The sequence below is a fragment of the Marinobacter mangrovi genome, from assembly GCF_016798325.1.
Taxonomy (GTDB): Bacteria; Pseudomonadota; Gammaproteobacteria; order Pseudomonadales; family Oleiphilaceae; genus Marinobacter_A; species Marinobacter_A mangrovi.
Map to the genome: position 1 here is coordinate 24,566 of NZ_JAERVO010000001.1, position 15,957 is coordinate 40,522.

Here is a 15,957-nt window from a genome sequence, read left to right on the forward strand (position 1 = left end):
TGTGCCTCAGCAACAGCGCATGTTGTCCAGCGGGGAACGTTCCATCCCCATGCGTTTGTGCCAGTCGTGGAAGCGCTCCAGCAGCAGGGGCTGGAGTTCCAGCGTGTACCAGCTCGCCGGGTTGGGAATGCCCATCATCTCGCCGAAGACCAGCAGCATGAACAGGTCGTCCTCGTCCCGTTGGGCCCGGGCGATGGCGGCGCGATAGGGCGCGTTGTAATACTCGGCACCGGCGGCGCTGGCGCGTTGGTACCAATACTTCAGGCGGGAAAGGGTCTGTTTCATGATGTCCTCCGAAGGACAGGCGGTGTTGCAAAAGCCTCACCATCGACGGCCAGCGTCGTAGGTTGGGCTGACGCAGGAAGCCCAACAAGCCGGGTTGGCGACCCATCTCATCCAGCCCATGGGTCGCCAAGCCGGTTTTTGAGAGCCTCTGCTCCAACCACGGCCGTGATAACGGGAGCTTCATATGCCCGCTTATTGTTGGGCTTCCTGCGTCAGCCCAACCTACGTTCTGGAGCCTTTGCTGTACCCTGAAAGGCTTCCTGGCCGGGCAGGGCCGGCGTCCGCATCACGACGCTTCGGTCTGCGCGCGCTCCTGTTTGACGCGGCGCAGGGACGCTACGCATTCCAGTGTAACCAGTATGGCCGCGACCAGCACAACCACGTCCAGGCCCAGCAGGAACCACTGGCCGCTGGCGTAGAAGCCCTTGAGCTGCAGCACCAGGGCAAACAGGGTCATGGCCAGCAGGAAGACCAGTGGGATCAGCGTGTAGCGGGTCGGGGCACCGCGGCGCACCAGCATCACGGTGATCACCAGCAGGGTCAGGCCGGCCAGCAACTGGTTGGTGGTGCCGAACAGCGGCCAGATCAGCAGTCCGCCGGAGCCGTCCGCGCCACCGGCGCCGAAGGCCAGCAGCAGGCAGGTGCCGACAGACAGCAGCGTTGCGGGTGCCGGTTTGGTCATCCACTTGGCGTTATAGATTTCACCCCATTCCTGGAAGATGTAGCGCTGCAGTCGCAGGCCGGTGTCCATGGTGGTGCCGGCGAACAGCGCGGCCATGACCGTCAGCATGGTGCTGGCGACGTTGGCATCCAGGCCGGTGCCCTGGCTCAGGATGGTGGCACCGCCGTTGACGAACGCCAGTACGCCGCCCTGACCGAAGGACGTATAGACGGACTGCCATTCGGACAGCGAGGAGAACCCGGCCGTTGCCGCGATAATGGCCGCCAGGGCCAACGCGCCTTCGCCAGTGGCGCCGAAGTAGCCGACGAAGCGGGCATCCGGCTCACGGCGCAGTTGTTTGGAGGTGGTGCCCGAGGCCACCAGGCCATGAAAGCCGGATATGGCGCCACAGGCGATCGTCACGAAGAGTAATGGAATCATCGAGGGCGTGCCCTCTGGCGCGCCGAAGTTGATCATGGGCGCGACGACTTCCGGGCTGGCAATCAGGACCGCTGCGTAGAGTGCGATCAGTCCGACGAACAGCTGCAGCCCATTGATGTAGTCACGCGGTTGCAGCAGCACCCAGACGGGCAGCAGGGACGCCACCGCAGCGTAGGCGAACAGGATGAGGATCCAGGCCGCGTTGTCGGACAGGCCGATCATGTGCTCGGGCAGGCTGACCGGCACGGACGGGCCGATGTAGATCAGGAAGTAGAGCGCGGCCACACCAAGAATGGACACGATCGGCAGGCTCATCTTGGCCCGGTAGATCAGCTGCCCGATCACCAGCGCCACGGCGATGGCGCCCCAGACCGGAACCACGGACCCCGGGTTGTTGATCAGCAGCTTGGCGATGACCACGCCGAACACGGCGTTGACCATCAGCAGAACCAGGAAGATCACGATCGTGAAGACCGACCGGGCGCGTTTGCCGACCACCTCGCCGGTCAGGGTACCGACGGATTTGGCCTTATTGCGCACACTGGCCCAGATGGCGCCGAAGTCGTGGACACCGGCGAAGAAGATGGTACCGATGGTGACCCAGAGGAAGGCGGGCAACCAGCCCCAGATGACGGCAATGGCCGGCCCGACGATCGGGGCGGCACCGGCCACGGAGGTGAAATGGTGGCCCCACAGGACAAACTTGTTGGTGGGCACAAAGTCCACGCCGTCCTCGTATTCATTGGCCGGCGTCCGGAAGTTCTCATCAACCTTGTAGATCACTTTGGCAATAAAGCGGGAGTAGAGGAAATAGCCCAAAGCCATTCCACCCAGACCCAGGACAAGTAGCAATATCGCGCTCATCGTTGGTTCCTGATATTCGTTGTTTGGATGATTTGGGGCAGCCGCCGGTTGGGGACGACTCAGTGCCAGAATTCCGGATCAACATTGCCGGAGAAATAGTTCATTAAATCAGTTAACTAGAGAGGCTGTTACGGGTAACCCGGAAAGAGACCAATCGTCGAATGCACCGGCCTCTAATGCAAGGCCTATTCGCCTAAAGGCTAATGCATGGCGGGAGGCTGTCATCGGCCAGGAATCTGAAAATCTATATAAGGTCAGTGGTTTGCATAACCCGGCGACATTGACCCGGATCAAGTGTGAAGCCCTGTCGATTGGACGCGTGGCCATTCGACCAGAGAGACACCGCTGACCGGTGAGGCCAGTGGTTTTCCTGGGTCAAAATGGGAGGACACGACGATGGACCCTGTTGTTCACTTTGAAATGCCCTATGACGATCGGCGGCGGATGGCCGATTTTTATGCCGCGGCCTTTGGCTGGCAGACGGAAATGCTCGGTGAGGAGATGGGCAACTACACGCTGGCCACCACGGCGGAAACTGACCACTGTGGGCCCAAGGAGCCGGGGCGCATCAATGGCGGCTTCTTTCCGCGTTGCCCGGATCGGCCGGACCAGTATCCGTCCGTCGTGATTGCGGTATCGGATATCCAGCTGGCCGCCGATAAGGTCCGGCAGGCCGGCGGCGAGGTGTTGGGTGAGCCGATGGCGATTCCCGGCGTCGGCGCCTACGTCTCGTTCCGGGATACGGAAGGCAATCGGGTGAGCATGTTGCAGCCGTTGCCCATGGCAAAGCCGGATTGAGCCGAAGGTGACAGGGGCAGTCAGGAACAGAAGCACGAGCTTCTGTTCCTGAAAAAAGCGAACAGGCCCGGAAACATTCCCTTACCCGTTGCACACAAAATCAAAAATGCATTGTTCGCACGTAGTGTTAGGCTACATTGAACGCTTGTTTAAGTGGGTGACAATGAGTCGGTGATCAAACTGGATTTGACGACGTTACTGGTCCTCACCGTGGGCATCAATGTCCTGATTGGTGTGTTTATGGGGGCCCTTTACAGGCTGCGCCGGGAGCAGTTGTGTTTCTGCTTCTGGAGCTTGTCGTGCCTGGTGTTTGCCGCGGGCTGTCTGGCGGCTGGAGCCGTCGCGTTCCTTCCTTGGCCGTGGCTTACTGTCGTGATTGCCTACACGTTGCTGGTTCTGGGGCCGCTGTTTGTGCTGTGCGGCATGCTGCAGTTTGTCGAGGGGCGGGCGGCCTCGCGATCCCTTCGAAGCCTGTTTTTCGGCTTGCTGGTCTTCGTCCCGTTGCTCGCGATTTATCGGGACAGCCCCCAGATTCCCAGGCTGATGACGGCCGCCTATACCGCGGTGATTTTCATCGGAGCTTTTCGTCTGACTCGCCGTATCCAACCGGCCAGTGCGTTGCCTGTCCGGGCGCTCCAGCTTTTCTTCCTGACCCACGGCGCCCTGATGGCGGTGGAGGTCGTGACGGTATTTCATGCCTGGTGGCATCGCATGCCCCTGGCCAGTTCACCGGTTCTGGAAGCCATCCTGGTCAGCCACATCCTGTTGGCGAATTGCACGGCATTGACCTTCCCGCTACTGGCTTTCTTCCGCTCTGAGCACCAACTGCGCATCCTGGCTGAAAGCGATGCCCTGACCGGGCTCTGCAATCGAAGGGCATTCTATTCCCGGGGCACTCACGCTTTCCGTGACGCTGTGCAGGCCGGAGCGCCGTTTACGGTGCTCATGATCGATCTGGACCATTTCAAGCAGATCAACGATCGCTGGGGACATGGTGTGGGCGATGACGTTCTCCGTTTTATGGCCCGCCTCCTTCGCGAGGAGCTCCGGGAAGACGACATTGTCGGCCGTATTGGTGGCGAGGAATTCGCGGTGGCCCTGCCCGGGACCACGGAGGAGCAGGCCCGTTGTATCTCCGAACGCCTCCGGGAACGGGTTTTCCAGCGAGGTCAGGTAATTGCCGATGAGCCTGTTAACCTGTCGGCCAGCATTGGTGGCGTGCACCGGGAGGAGCGTCATACGTCGTTCAACGATATGCTGATGCAGGCGGATTCTGCGCTCTATTCGGCCAAGGGCCAGGGCCGGAATACCGTGTTTTTTGCAATGCCCCGCGCGCTGGAGGCCTGAGCGCCTGTCTTTTTTCTCTTCCTGGGTCCATTCGCTACCGCCGGTTGACCTGTGAGTGCGCAATCCGTAGTGGTCGCTATGGCATGACATTCCTTTAATCAGGGATAATTTTGTTAGCACACTAACAGATCGGCTCGATTGTCCGTCCTGCCGTATCCTTCCTGTGCCACCTCTGGTGGGTGTTCAGACCACCAGTCGACCGGCAACACGTCGGTTTCTCTCACATGCTTTTAACGTTCGATGGCTTCAACAAGCGGGAAAGAACCGGATTCTCCGGAAAAATCCTTTAATTTTGCTGCCATACGCCTACGCTAAAAGTGAATATCCTCATCACAAGGGACTGAACGAATGATCATATTGTCGCTCATCTTCCTGCTGCTCGGCCTGGTGCTGTTGGGCGGCGGCGTCTGGCTGATTACGCTGGGCGGGAGCTGGTATTACGCACTGGCCGGGATTGTCCTGCTCGTCGTGGGCTTGATGACGCGCAAGCGTCGCCGCCAGGCTCAGGTCCTCTATGCCATTTTCCTGGTCGTCACCGCCGTCTGGGCGCTTTGGGAGTCCGGTTACGACTGGTGGCCGCTGGCCACGCGTCTGGGGCTGTTCCTGGTCCTGGCCATTCCGCTGCTGTTTCCCGCCCGCGGGGATGGCAAAAGCGGTGTCATGGTCTTACTGCCGGTCTGGGTCATTGTTGGCCTGATGACCGTCTCCAGCATGGCGGTGGACCAGCATCGTATCGATGGCAACCTGAACACCGACGTGGTGATGAAGGACGCCAACATCGGCAAGACCCCGGACGGCAGCTGGCACGCCTATGGCCGCAGCAACATGGGGCAGCGCTTCTCACCGCTGGGCCAGATCACGCCGGATAACGTGAAGAACCTGGAACAGGCCTGGCAGTACGAGACGGGGGATATCAAAGGTCCCCAGGACGTGGGCGAGACCACCTATGAGGCAACCCCGCTGAAAGTCGGCAACACCCTCTATATCTGCACGCCTCACAACTGGCTGGTCGCCCTGAACGCCGATACCGGCGAGAAGCAGTGGGTCTATGATGCCAAGGTGCCGCCGGAAAGCATGCGCCAGCACCAGACCTGCCGGGGCGTGTCCTACCTGCCGCCGGCCAGCGGCGATCCGGATGCCATCGATGTGAAAGTCTCCAGCGAGCCGGCTGAAAGCTTCCAAAGCATGCAGTGCGACGCGGAGCTTTTCCTGCCGACCTCCGACGCCCGCCTGCTGGCCATCGATCCGGCCACGGGCGCCCGTTGCAGCAACTTCGCGGATGACGGCGTGCTGGATCTGATGCACAACATGCCGTACAAACAGGATGGTTTCTACTACTCCACTTCGCCCCCCGTCGTCGCCAATGGGGTTGTTGTCGTGGCCGGCTCGGTGAACGATAACTATGCGGTGAATTCGCCGTCCGGAGTGATTCGCGCCTACGACGTGAAAACCGGTGAACTGAAGTGGAACTGGGACTCCGGCAACCCGGACGACACCGCGCCGATCGGCGAAGGCGAAACCTACACTACGAGCTCGCCCAACAGCTGGTCCGTGGCCAGTGCCGATGAGGATCTGGGGCTGATCTACTTCCCGATTGGCAACCGGACGCCGGACCAGTTGGGCATGTACCGCACGCCCGAGGAAGAGAAGTATGCAGCCTCCGTGGTGGCGCTCAGCCTGGAAACCGGCAAGGTGGCCTGGGTACAGCAGTTCGTCCATCACGATCTGTGGGACATGGACACGCCGGCCCAGCCTGCGCTGCTTGACCTGAAAACGGACGACGGCGTGCAACCGGCGCTGGTGGTTCCGACCAAGCAAGGCGACGTCTATGTCCTGAACCGCAAGACCGGCGAGCCCATCGTGCCGATCTCCGAACAGGAGGCGCCGCAAGGGACCATCGAAGGCGATCATGCCTCGCCCACGCAGCCGATTTCCGGACTGACTTTCCGTCCGCCGACGCTGACCGAAGCGGACATGTGGGGGGCCACGCCGATCGACCAGATGATCTGTCGTATCGACTTCAAGTCACTCCGTTATGAAGGCCAGTACACGCCGCCGTCCGAGCAGGGCACCATCGTGTTCCCGGGCAACTTCGGCGTCTTCAACTGGGGCAGCATTGCGGTCGATCCCAAGCGTCAGGTCATGTTCGGCATGCCGCTCTACCTGGCGTTCACCTCAACGCTGGTGCCCAAGGAGAATGCGGACCTGAGCAACGCCAACAAGGGCGAGGCGGGCCTGAACGAAAACGCCGGCGCCCCTTATGCGGTGAACATGAAGCCGTTCCTGTCGCCGTTGGGCGTGCCCTGCCAGCAGCCGCCCTGGGGCTATGTGGCCGGTACCGACCTGCAGACCGGGAAAATCACCTGGAAGCACAAGAACGGTACGATCTATGACATGACGCCGCTGCATCTGCCGATCCCGATGGGCATGCCCGGCATTGGTGGTCCGGTGATCACCGATGGCGGTGTGGTCTTCATGGCGGCGTCCGTGGATAACTTTATCCGCGGCTACGATCTCGCCACCGGCAAAGAAATCTGGCGGGCCCGCCTGCCGGCCGGCGGCCAGGCCACGCCAATGACCTACCTCAACAGCAAGGGCGAGCAGATGGTGGTCCAGGTAGCCGGCGGTCACGGCTCCATCGGCACGACCATCGGTGACTATGTGGTTGCCTATAAGCTGAAAAAGTAGGTATACCGTAAAGTGAGCGGATCCCGGCAGGGACCGCTCACGAGCCTGAGAAACCCGGCTTCGTGCCGGGTTTTTCGTTATTTGGAATGGGAGTGGGTGATGAGTACAAAAGACAACACAGAAGAAACGCTGCCCGTGCCGCAGGACGATGGCGCCTGCGATCATTTACGGGGCAAGGATTTGCCGTCGGTAGCCTTGCCGGGAGTCTCCGGGGAGACCGTGGATCTGTCGGCCCAGACAGGGACCCTCGTCGCCTATTTCTACCCGCGCATCGGCAACCCGGCCCAGCCCACGGCACCGGAGTGGGCGGATATCCCGGGCGCCAAGGGGTGCACTCCGGAAGCCTGCGGCTTTCGCGATCACCTGACGGAAATGCACGCGCTGGGTGCGACGGTATTCGGCATCAGCACGCAACCCCTGGAAGAGCAGAAGGAAGCCACGGATCGCCTGAAGCTGGGCTTTGAACTCCTCAGCGACAGCGACCTGAAACTGGCACAAGCCCTGCGGCTACCCACATTCGAATTCCAGGGCAACGTATTGATCAAGCGCCTGACCCTGATCATCGAAAAGGGCAAAATCACCAAGGTGTTCTATCCGGTGTTTCCACCGGCGGATCACGCGGCCGAGGTGTGCTCCTGGCTGGAGGGGAATCGGTAAATTGCGCGGATCATGTCGAGATACGTGTTATTTATGTACGTATTTGCTAGTCTCCCGCTTCGAATTGATGTCAGCGGCGGCGATGATTCGGCGCTGTTTTTTATAGTCAGGTAGTAAAGGGAGTGGGGATGTCAGTCAGGATGATCGCGGTGGCGATGTTGCTGCCGGTGTGTGCGGTTGCGGGTGAGCAGGGCGGTGTGAAATCGGCCAATGGAGAAGTGGGAGCTGGCTATACCAATAGCCGGGACTCAGACCGCCTATTGGTCAATGGTGCATATCGGTTGCCATTGGCCGAGTATGTTGGCGCTATCCTGTCCGCGAGCGCAAGCCGCACTGAAATGGATGTGGGCGACTACGATGTCGACTCAACGGATGGAAGCGTCGGTGGTTCTCTCTTCGCGCGTGATTATGGGCTTGGGAAGGTGGGCGTCAGTTACCACTGGATACACGGAGATAACGAAGTAGAAAGCTCGCAAGTTTCTTTTGTTAATTCAAGCTCCAGCTTCAAAGCCCATGCTTATGGCGCATTCGCAAGCTACTACCTCGATCGTATTACGCTTTCCGCCTCCCGAAGTGTCAGTCATGTCGAGAGTCAGGGGACCGGAAACTACAACAGCTGGTCGGTGGGCGCGACTGGGTACTTGCCTTTTGATGCCTCACTGAGTCTCTCTGCTGGCGGTATGGATGCCAGGGACAACTACGGCTTCAACTTTGAGTATCAGCCGGAGTTTCTGGCGCAAGCCGCGAGCGTGGAGTTGAGCTATTCGTCCAGTCCTGATGACGACGTGTTTGGCATCGCCGTCAATTATTTCTTCGGCAACGACGTGCCATTGATCGTCCGGGATCGCCAGTATCGGTAGGTCCGGTCCCACGAAAAAGCCCCGCGACTGCAGGGCTTTTTTATTTTCAGCCTAAAGCCGGTTGCCGTCATTGATAATCCGCGACAACGACGTGGCACTGTCCCGGACGTCATCGAAAGCTCCAGAGGCTTCCCGGACCCGTTCGGCGCCGGTCTGGGCGTGATCGTTGGCAGCATCCATCTGACTGGTCATCTGTTGAACCAGTTTGTGGTTGGTGTCCACCAGGCCGCTGATCTGGACCGTGGATTGCTGAGCCCGGGCGGCCAGTTGGCGCACCTCGTCAGCCACCACCGCGAAACCGCGACCCTGCTCGCCGGCCCGGGCGGCTTCGATGGCGGCGTTGAGGGCCAGCAGGTTGGTCTGTTCCGCAATACCGCTGATGGTGCTGACGATGTCGGTAATGTTCCGGGATTGGGCCATCAACTGCTGGGCCAGCGATGAGGATTCGCTCACCGCGGTCGAGATCTGTCCTGTGGCCTGGACCGCCGCCTGCAGGACTTTGGACCCGGAATCCGCACGTCCAATGGTCAGTTCGGCCGCCTCGGTGACCGCCTTGGCGATTTCCTTGAGGGATTCGGTCTGCGCGACCTTGTCGGTGATGTCCGTCGCGAACTTGATCACCTTGATGACCTTGCCATCCACGTCTTCCACCGGGTTGTACGTGGCTTCAAGCCAGATATCCCGGCCACTGCGGTGCTTTCGCAGGAACTGGCCACTGCGGAATCGACCGGCCGCCAGTTGCTTCCAGAAATCCGGATTTTCCCGGTAGAAATCCTCGTAGCAGAACATCCGGTGATGCTGGCCTTTGATTTCGGCCAGGGAATAGCCGGTGGCGGCGAGGAAGTTGTCGTTCGCACCGAGGACGCGCCCGTCCGGCGAGAACTCGATGACGGCCAGCGAGCGATTCAACGCACTGAACACGGCGCTGTCTTCATGGCGTTTGTTGGCCGTTTTACTGATATCGGCCGCAAACTTCACGACCCGGATGGTTTCGCCATTCTGGGTCACCGGAAAGTAGTTGGCGTGCAGCCAGACCTTGTCACCGGATTTGCCGATGCGGCGGAATTCACCGCTCTGGGCCTCGCCTTTGCGCAGCGCGTCCCAGAACTTCCGATAGGCCTGGCTTTGGACGTAGTCCTTGTCGCAAAACATGGAGTGATGCCGGCCGACAATCTCTTCACGGCTGTAGCCGACGACATCGAGAAAACGGTCATTGACGTCCACGATAATGCCGTCCGGGGTGAATTCGATGACGGCGTTGCTGTCCTTGATCGCCTGGATATAACGGTCCTGCCAATCCAGACGTTCTTTGATTTTCTCGTTTTCCTTTTTATCGAGAACCTTGATGCCAAACATGGCGCGAGTCCCTCCACGGGTTTTCAGAATCCCATTGCAGAGACTAGTCGTATGTATGTGATAACGACAATTAAAAAGATGACTTTTGTACAAAATTTTACAGCAGGCACACAGATGTGACGTACGGAGCCGTGCCTCTGAAAACAAAGATACGAGACGTGACGATCGCTCTTTCGAAAAGGGCATGATCGGAGGGGGCAGACACAAAAAAGGGGTGTCCGACAGGCAGGACACCCCAAAGCACCGATGACAGATCATCAGTAGAGAGCACACCACAAAACTAGTCGGAGGTCGGTTCCTCCTTGATGGCCGCGCGCATGCGTTTGCGCAGCAGCGGGCCGACGATATAGGGCAGGATCAAACCCAGGCCGGCGACGATCCACAGACCCAGCGCCAGCGGGCTGGCCCAGAGAATGCTCCAGTCGCCGTCGGAGATGACCAGGGCATGGCCCAGATTCTTCTCCATTTCCGGACCCAACAGCATGCCCAGGATGATGGGCACCATCGGGATCTCCAGCTTGCGCAGGATGTAGCCGGCCACGCCGAAGGCGATCATGAAGTAGAGGTCAAACGTGCTGTGGCTAATGGAATAGATGCCCACGAACGCCACCATGGTGACCATCGGCAGCAGGTACATCGGCGGCACCGACAGCAGCTTGACGAAGAAGCCCACCATCGGAATGTTCAGCAGCAGCAGGATCACGTTGCCGATCAACAGGGCAGCGATCACGCCCCAGACGATGTCCGCGTTCTGCGTAAACATCAGCGGGCCGGGTGTCACGTTCAGGGAAATCAGCATCGCCAGCAGCACGGCGGTGGTGCCGCTGCCCGGTACGCCGAGGGTCAGCATGGGGACCAGGGCACCGGAAGACGCGCCGTTGTTGCCTGCTTCCGGGGCTGCGACGCCGCGCGGGTCACCCTCGCCGAAGTGGCCTTTCTTGCCCAGGTACTGTTTCTCCAGCGTGTAGCTGATAAAGCTGCCCAGGGAGGCCCCGGCACCCGGGAGGACACCCGCGATAAAGCCCAGCACCCCGCCGCGGAACATGGTCGGAACTGCCGCGATGATTTCCTTCGGCCGCAGCATCAGCTTGCCCACCTTGATCATCTTGCGGCCCGCGCCGGCCCGCTCTTCGATGAAGAACAGCAACTCTGAGATGGCAAACAGCCCGACAATCGCCAGGATGAAATCGATGCCTTCATACAGCTTGAGGATGCCGAAGGTGTAGCGCTGGGTGCCGGTGGCAATGTCGATGCCCACCGTGGAAATCATCAGGCCGATGACGGCAGCAATGACGGTCTTCATCGGGTTCTTGCCGGTAATGCCGCCGAGGGTGGCGAAGGCCAGCATGAACAGGGCGAAGTATTCCGCCGGACCGAAGGTCAGCGCGAATTTGGCCAGGGCCGGGGCCAGCAGGATCAGGCCGATGGTGCCGATCAGGCTGCCCGCGAAGGAGGCGATCGCCGACATGGCCAGGGCTTCGGCGGCCTTGCCTTTCTGGGCCATGGGGTAGCCGTCCAGGCAGGTCATCATGGCCGGTTCGTCGCCCGGAATGTTGAGCAGGATCGACGAAATACGACCGCCGTACATGGCGCCGGCATAGACGGACGTCAGCAGGATCATCGCGGTTTCCGGCGGCAGCCCCAGGGTAAAGGCCAGCGGAATCAGGATGGCCACACCGTTGGCGGGACCGAGGCCGGGCAGGGCGCCGATCAGCGTGCCGATGAACGCGCCGAACAGCGCAAACATCAGGTTGGTCGGGGTCAGGGCGACGGCAAAGCCGTCCATCAGAAACTGAAGGGTTTCCATTATTCGAACTCCAGGAGTCCGCCCGGCAGACTCAGTTCCAACCCGTAGTTAAACAGGAAGAACACCACCACGGCGGCGATCAGTCCGATCAACAGCGACCGCACCGGTTTGGCCCCCATGCGCCAGCACAAGGCGCCGACGGCGAGCGTGGTGGAGATCACAAAGCCCAGCGGTTCGAGCAAAAAGGCGTAAACCACCAGGATGGCAATGGCCAGCAGGATTTCTGCGGCCGTGCGGCCCACCGGCCAGTGCGCATCAGGATCCGGCTTGACGATCAGGTAGACGCTGGACAATGCAAGCACGACAGACAGCAACGTGGGGAAAGTCTCCGGGCCGACGGTCTCGGCGCCGCCGAACGGCTCGGGCCACTGTTGGGCACCCCAGCCGTAGGCGACTGCCAGGACGAACAGCCCGAGACCGAGAATCCGGTCTCCGCGGGCTGTCATTTCAGCAAACCTATTTCACGAGAGAGGTCTGCGATGTCCTTCACCTGCTTGTGGACGAAGGCATCGAACTCGCCAGCCGGCGGGTGGAACGGAATCAGGCCGTTCTGCTTCATGACCTTCTTCCACTCGTCACTGTCATAGACCGTGTTGATGGCGTCGGTCCAGTAGGCCTTGGCCTCGTCGGAAGCGCCTTTGGGCATATAGAAGCCGCGCCAGTTGGGACCCACCGCGTCGATGCCCTGTTCCTTGGCGGTGGGGATGTCACCCAGATCGCCAGGCAGGCGTTCGTCTGCAAGGACGGCCAGGATGCGGATGTCGCCGGACTTCAGGAAACCGGTCGCTTCGGAGATGTCGCCGGTAAACGCATCGACCTGGCCACCGACCACCTGGGTCAGGGCTTCGCCGCCATTGTTGTACGACAGGTAGGGGATCGATGGCAGCTTGTCCGCACCGGCCGCTTTGGCGGTGATCAGGACTTTAAGATGGTCCCAGCCGCCGCGGGCACTGCCGCCGGCAAATTTTACCGAGCGCGGGTTTTCCTTGACCGCGGCCATCAACTGCTTCAGATCCTGGTATTTGGAGTCCTTACCCACGGCAATGACCCCGTAGTCGGCACCCAGTGCGCCCACCCAGGTCACCATGTCGGCGTTCATGCCGGGGAATTGCTTCTGGGCGAGACGGGTCGTGGTGGCTGTGGAAGCGGCTACCAGCAGCGTATTGTCTTCATTGCGCTTACTGATGGTGTGGGCGAAAGCGACGCCACCGCCGGCACCGGCCATGTTGGTGGTCTGGACGGTTCCGGGAACCAGGTCAAGGTCCTGGAGGACATTGCCAACGCTACGGCAGGTGAAATCCCAGCCGCCGCCCGGGTCTGCGGGGGCGATACATTCAACTTTTCCGGTGGGTTCCCAGGCAAGGGCAGACAGACTGAACGTGGCCATGGCCACGAATGACAGGCATCGTTTGAATAGCATTTTGGTCACCTCTGTTTGTTTTTGTGGCCGTCCGGGAGCAGCTCCCTAAATTGCCGACTGGCAAAGATGGACGGCTCAAGGAGCCTCTGAATGATTCCTGAATCTCCCCTGCGCGCGCTAAACGTTGTAGATGCAAGGCGTGGCTCGCCGCCAATGGCCGTAGCCCTTGGCAAGAGCCGCAACGCGGCAGATGCAGCGTTTAGCGCGCGCCCTTGAGGGCGTTCAACGCCAGGGGTGATTCAGGGGTCGTTTAAAGGCTCCCCATAACTAGAGTAGGTAGTGACCGCAGATAGCAAAAGTTTGTGGACGTAATGCGTTTAAAATCATTAAAGGACGTTTTGTTCATAATGTTCACGGGAAAAAAACGCCCACGTGACGTAACCTGAACGGCTGGAACGCGGGAGATTCTCCTCAATACCAACGACAAGAAACCGAACACGCCGTCCGACATGCCGTTTGCCTATCGCAAGCTCAAACTCAAGACCCGGATGATCATCATCCTGGGGCTGGTCAGCGCCCTGCAGACCGGTCTGATCGGTGGTTTTGCCGGGTATTACCTGAGTGAATCCCTCTACGAACAGATCGGCCAGCGGGCCCTGATGGTGGCCAAGACGGTGGCGGCCATGCCCGCCGTGATCGAGGGTGTGAAGCAGCGGGATACCGATGCGCTGATGGCCCTGAGTCAGCGGGTGGCCGACACCAACGAGGCGCTGTTTATCGTCATTGGCGACCGCCATGCGATCCGCCTGGCCCACCCGGATCCGGCCCGTATTGGCCATTCAATGGCGGACGACGACGGTGATCTGGGAACCCGCGCGCTCAAGTACGGCGAAGGTTACGTCGCCAAGGCCCACGGCAGCTTGGGGCTGTCCATGCGGGGCAAGGCGCCGATCATCGATATCAGTAACGGCGAGATCATCGGCATCGTGTCCGTCGGCTATTCCCTGGATCAGGTCTTCTCCACCATCCAGCGCTATAACATGGTGCTCTATCTGGTGATGGGGCTGATGCTGCTGGGCAGTGTGCTGGCGGCCATCCTCATTGCTGGTCGCTTCAAGAAGGCCATTTTCGGTCTGGAGCCGGAGGAAATCGCGGCCCTGTTCCAGGAGCGGGACGCCACCCTGCAGTCCGTCCGTGAGGGGATTATTGCGATCAACCGGGACGGGGTGATCACCACCTTCAACCGCACCGCCATCAAGACCCTGGGGCTGGAACCGGACACGCGTCTGGCCGGCCGCCCCATCGGCGACGTCCTCCCGGAGAACAATCTGATGTCGGTGCTGGAAACCGGCGAGCCGGCCTTCGACCGGGAAGTCTGGATGCAGGGCCGGCAGATGATCGTCAACCGCCTGCCCGTGAAGCAGGGCGACGCGATTATTGGCGTGGTGGCCAGTTTCCGCCTGCGGGACGAGCTGGACCAGGTAAGCCGTCAGCTGACCCGCATCCAGCAGTATGCCGATACGCTGCGCAGCCAGACCCACGAGTACTCCAACAAACTGCACACCATTGCCGGGCTGATCCAGATCGGTGCCAACGAACAGGCGCTGGCGTTGATCGGCAGCGAAGTGAGCGACCATCAGGCGCTGATCCATCTGCTGTTGGAGGCGGTGCCGGATCCGGTACTGGCCGGGTGTCTGCTGGGCAAATACAACCGGGCCCGCGAGATGGGCCTGCAACTGGTCATCGATCCGGACAGCGAGATGGCCGACCTGCCGCCGCAGTTGCCCCGGGATCAGCTGGTCAGCGTGCTGGGCAACCTGATCGACAACGCCCTGGAAGCCACGCGCCAACAGAGCGGCGAGGGCGGCGTGGTGCATCTGAGTATGACCGATCTGGGGCACGACCTGATTTTTGAGGTGGAGGATCAGGGCCCGGGCATTCCGGAAGCCGAACGCGAGCGGATCTTCGAGCGGGGCGTCAGCAGCAAGGCCGAGGGCGATCACGGTATCGGCCTGTATCTGGTCAAGCAGTTCGTGGATCGTTGGGGAGGCTCGGTGACGGTGGAGCCCCTGCAGCCGAACGGCAGCCGGTTTACACTGTATCTGTCGAAAACGCCGGTTCAGACCGAAGGGGTCACGCAGTGAGAACCATTCGATTGATGATCGTGGAAGACGATCGCCAGATCGCCGAAATCCAGCGCCGCTTCATAGAGCGCATCGACTTTGTCGAACTGACGGGCATCGCCCACACATTGGCCGATGCACGGGACCAGATCGACGTGCTGCAACCGGATCTGGTGTTGCTGGACGTCTACTTCCCGGATGGTACGGGCCTGGAGCTTCTACGGGAATTGCGGGCCGGCGACAGCCCCTCCGACGTCATCCTGATCACCGCCGCGCGGGAAGTGGATACCCTGCGCAGCGCCCTGCGCGGTGGCGTCTTCGACTACATTCTCAAACCGCTGGTGTTCGAGCGCCTGCAAGCGGCCCTGCAGCGTTACCAGCAGCACCTGAGCACGCTCGACAGCCTGGGTGACGTCGCCCAGAAAGAGGTGGACGCGCTCCTGCCACGTCATCCCGCCGAGCCGGAACCGGTCAGCCCCTCCCGACTGCCCAAGGGCATCGATCCACTCACCCTCGACAAGATCCGCGACGTGGTGCGCGCGCCCGGCGACTGGAGCGCCGAAGCGGTGGGCCAGGAGATTGGCGCGTCCCGCACCACCGCCCGGCGTTACCTGGAGTACCTGGTCAGTGCCGACGAGCTCACCGCCGAGGTCAACTACGGCACGGTGGGGCGGCCTGAGCGGCGTTATCGCGCGATCGCACCTGGCTGA

The 15,957-nt window shown here is 60.7% G+C and carries 13 protein-coding genes; 7 read left to right on the plus strand and 6 right to left on the minus strand.

Annotation, left to right across the window (positions count from 1 at the left end; genetic code table 11):
* Nucleotides 1–6 precede the first annotated feature (6 nt).
* Entirely contained in the window at nucleotides 7–285 is a 279-nt protein-coding gene (locus JL474_RS00140) for a cory-CC-star protein (protein ID WP_190294854.1), read from the minus strand.
* 286 nt (nucleotides 286–571) lie between these two features.
* Complete coding sequence (locus tag JL474_RS00145; RefSeq protein WP_123634332.1) at nucleotides 572–2,251, minus strand: carbon starvation CstA family protein; 1,680 nt, start codon at nucleotides 2,249–2,251, stop codon at nucleotides 572–574.
* A 396-nt stretch (nucleotides 2,252–2,647) separates the two neighbouring features.
* Between JL474_RS00145 and JL474_RS00150 the strand changes: the two genes are divergently transcribed.
* The 5 genes from JL474_RS00150 to JL474_RS00170 all read left to right on the plus strand — a co-directional run bounded on the left by JL474_RS00150 (nucleotide 2,648) and on the right by JL474_RS00170 (nucleotide 8,601).
* Nucleotides 2,648–3,049, plus strand: coding sequence for a VOC family protein (locus JL474_RS00150; RefSeq protein WP_123634331.1), 402 nt, complete (start codon nucleotides 2,648–2,650; stop codon nucleotides 3,047–3,049).
* A gap of 171 nt (nucleotides 3,050–3,220) precedes the next feature.
* A complete protein-coding gene (locus tag JL474_RS00155; protein ID WP_203140501.1) occupies nucleotides 3,221–4,396 on the plus strand; it encodes a GGDEF domain-containing protein in 1,176 nt (391 codons plus the stop codon).
* Between the two features lie 348 nt (nucleotides 4,397–4,744).
* Nucleotides 4,745–7,084 carry a glucose/quinate/shikimate family membrane-bound PQQ-dependent dehydrogenase gene (locus JL474_RS00160; RefSeq protein ID WP_203140502.1) on the plus strand — a complete coding sequence of 780 codons (2,340 nt, stop codon included), beginning with the start codon at nucleotides 4,745–4,747 and terminating at the stop codon, nucleotides 7,082–7,084.
* Nucleotides 7,085–7,183: 99 nt separating this feature from the next.
* Nucleotides 7,184–7,741: a peroxiredoxin gene (locus tag JL474_RS00165; RefSeq protein WP_203140503.1), complete on the plus strand. Its 558-nt coding sequence runs from the start codon at nucleotides 7,184–7,186 to the stop codon at nucleotides 7,739–7,741.
* A gap of 128 nt (nucleotides 7,742–7,869) precedes the next feature.
* On the plus strand, nucleotides 7,870–8,601 hold the full coding sequence (locus tag JL474_RS00170) for a hypothetical protein (protein ID WP_203140504.1): 732 nt from the start codon (nucleotides 7,870–7,872) through the stop codon (nucleotides 8,599–8,601).
* Nucleotides 8,602–8,652: 51 nt separating this feature from the next.
* Here JL474_RS00170 and JL474_RS21665 read toward each other — a convergent pair whose 3' ends face one another.
* The 4 genes from JL474_RS21665 to JL474_RS00190 all read right to left on the minus strand — a co-directional run bounded on the left by JL474_RS21665 (nucleotide 8,653) and on the right by JL474_RS00190 (nucleotide 13,184).
* Nucleotides 8,653–9,957, minus strand: a complete 1,305-nt coding sequence (locus JL474_RS21665) for a methyl-accepting chemotaxis protein (protein WP_203140505.1) — start codon at nucleotides 9,955–9,957, stop codon at nucleotides 8,653–8,655.
* A gap of 280 nt (nucleotides 9,958–10,237) precedes the next feature.
* Nucleotides 10,238–11,764, minus strand: coding sequence for a tripartite tricarboxylate transporter permease (locus tag JL474_RS00180; RefSeq protein ID WP_203140506.1), 1,527 nt, complete (start codon nucleotides 11,762–11,764; stop codon nucleotides 10,238–10,240).
* A complete protein-coding gene (locus tag JL474_RS00185) occupies nucleotides 11,764–12,210 on the minus strand; it encodes a tripartite tricarboxylate transporter TctB family protein (protein WP_123634325.1) in 447 nt (148 codons plus the stop codon). Before JL474_RS00185 ends, JL474_RS00180 begins: the two co-directional genes overlap by 1 nt.
* Nucleotides 12,207–13,184 (minus strand): Bug family tripartite tricarboxylate transporter substrate binding protein, encoded by a 978-nt coding sequence (locus tag JL474_RS00190; protein WP_203140507.1) that lies wholly within the window; start codon nucleotides 13,182–13,184, stop codon nucleotides 12,207–12,209. Before JL474_RS00190 ends, JL474_RS00185 begins: the two co-directional genes overlap by 4 nt.
* Before the next feature lie 449 nt (nucleotides 13,185–13,633).
* Here JL474_RS00190 and JL474_RS00195 point away from each other — a divergent pair, with 449 nt between their 5' ends.
* Complete coding sequence (locus tag JL474_RS00195) at nucleotides 13,634–15,268, plus strand: ATP-binding protein (RefSeq protein ID WP_236011946.1); 1,635 nt, start codon at nucleotides 13,634–13,636, stop codon at nucleotides 15,266–15,268.
* Nucleotides 15,265–15,957, plus strand: coding sequence for a response regulator (locus tag JL474_RS00200; RefSeq protein WP_203140508.1), 693 nt, complete (start codon nucleotides 15,265–15,267; stop codon nucleotides 15,955–15,957). The genes JL474_RS00195 and JL474_RS00200 overlap by 4 nt, the downstream gene beginning before the upstream one ends.

Excerpts from the sequence above, each read along its gene's own strand:
- JL474_RS00140 (WP_190294854.1), bottom strand. The coding sequence starts at position 285 with ATGAAACAGACCCTTTCCCGCCTGAAGTATTGGTACCAACGCGCCAGC.
- JL474_RS00145 (WP_123634332.1), bottom strand. The coding sequence starts at position 2,251 with ATGAGCGCGATATTGCTACTTGTCCTGGGTCTGGGTGGAATGGCTTTG.
- JL474_RS00150 (WP_123634331.1), top strand. The coding sequence starts at position 2,648 with ATGGACCCTGTTGTTCACTTTGAAATGCCCTATGACGATCGGCGGCGG.
- JL474_RS00160 (WP_203140502.1), top strand. The coding sequence starts at position 4,745 with ATGATCATATTGTCGCTCATCTTCCTGCTGCTCGGCCTGGTGCTGTTG.
- JL474_RS00165 (WP_203140503.1), top strand. The coding sequence starts at position 7,184 with ATGAGTACAAAAGACAACACAGAAGAAACGCTGCCCGTGCCGCAGGAC.
- JL474_RS00170 (WP_203140504.1), top strand. The coding sequence starts at position 7,870 with ATGTCAGTCAGGATGATCGCGGTGGCGATGTTGCTGCCGGTGTGTGCG.
- JL474_RS21665 (WP_203140505.1), bottom strand. The coding sequence starts at position 9,957 with ATGTTTGGCATCAAGGTTCTCGATAAAAAGGAAAACGAGAAAATCAAA.
- JL474_RS00180 (WP_203140506.1), bottom strand. The coding sequence starts at position 11,764 with ATGGAAACCCTTCAGTTTCTGATGGACGGCTTTGCCGTCGCCCTGACC.
- JL474_RS00185 (WP_123634325.1), bottom strand. The coding sequence starts at position 12,210 with ATGACAGCCCGCGGAGACCGGATTCTCGGTCTCGGGCTGTTCGTCCTG.
- JL474_RS00190 (WP_203140507.1), bottom strand. The coding sequence starts at position 13,184 with ATGCTATTCAAACGATGCCTGTCATTCGTGGCCATGGCCACGTTCAGT.
- JL474_RS00195 (WP_236011946.1), top strand. The coding sequence starts at position 13,634 with ATGCCGTTTGCCTATCGCAAGCTCAAACTCAAGACCCGGATGATCATC.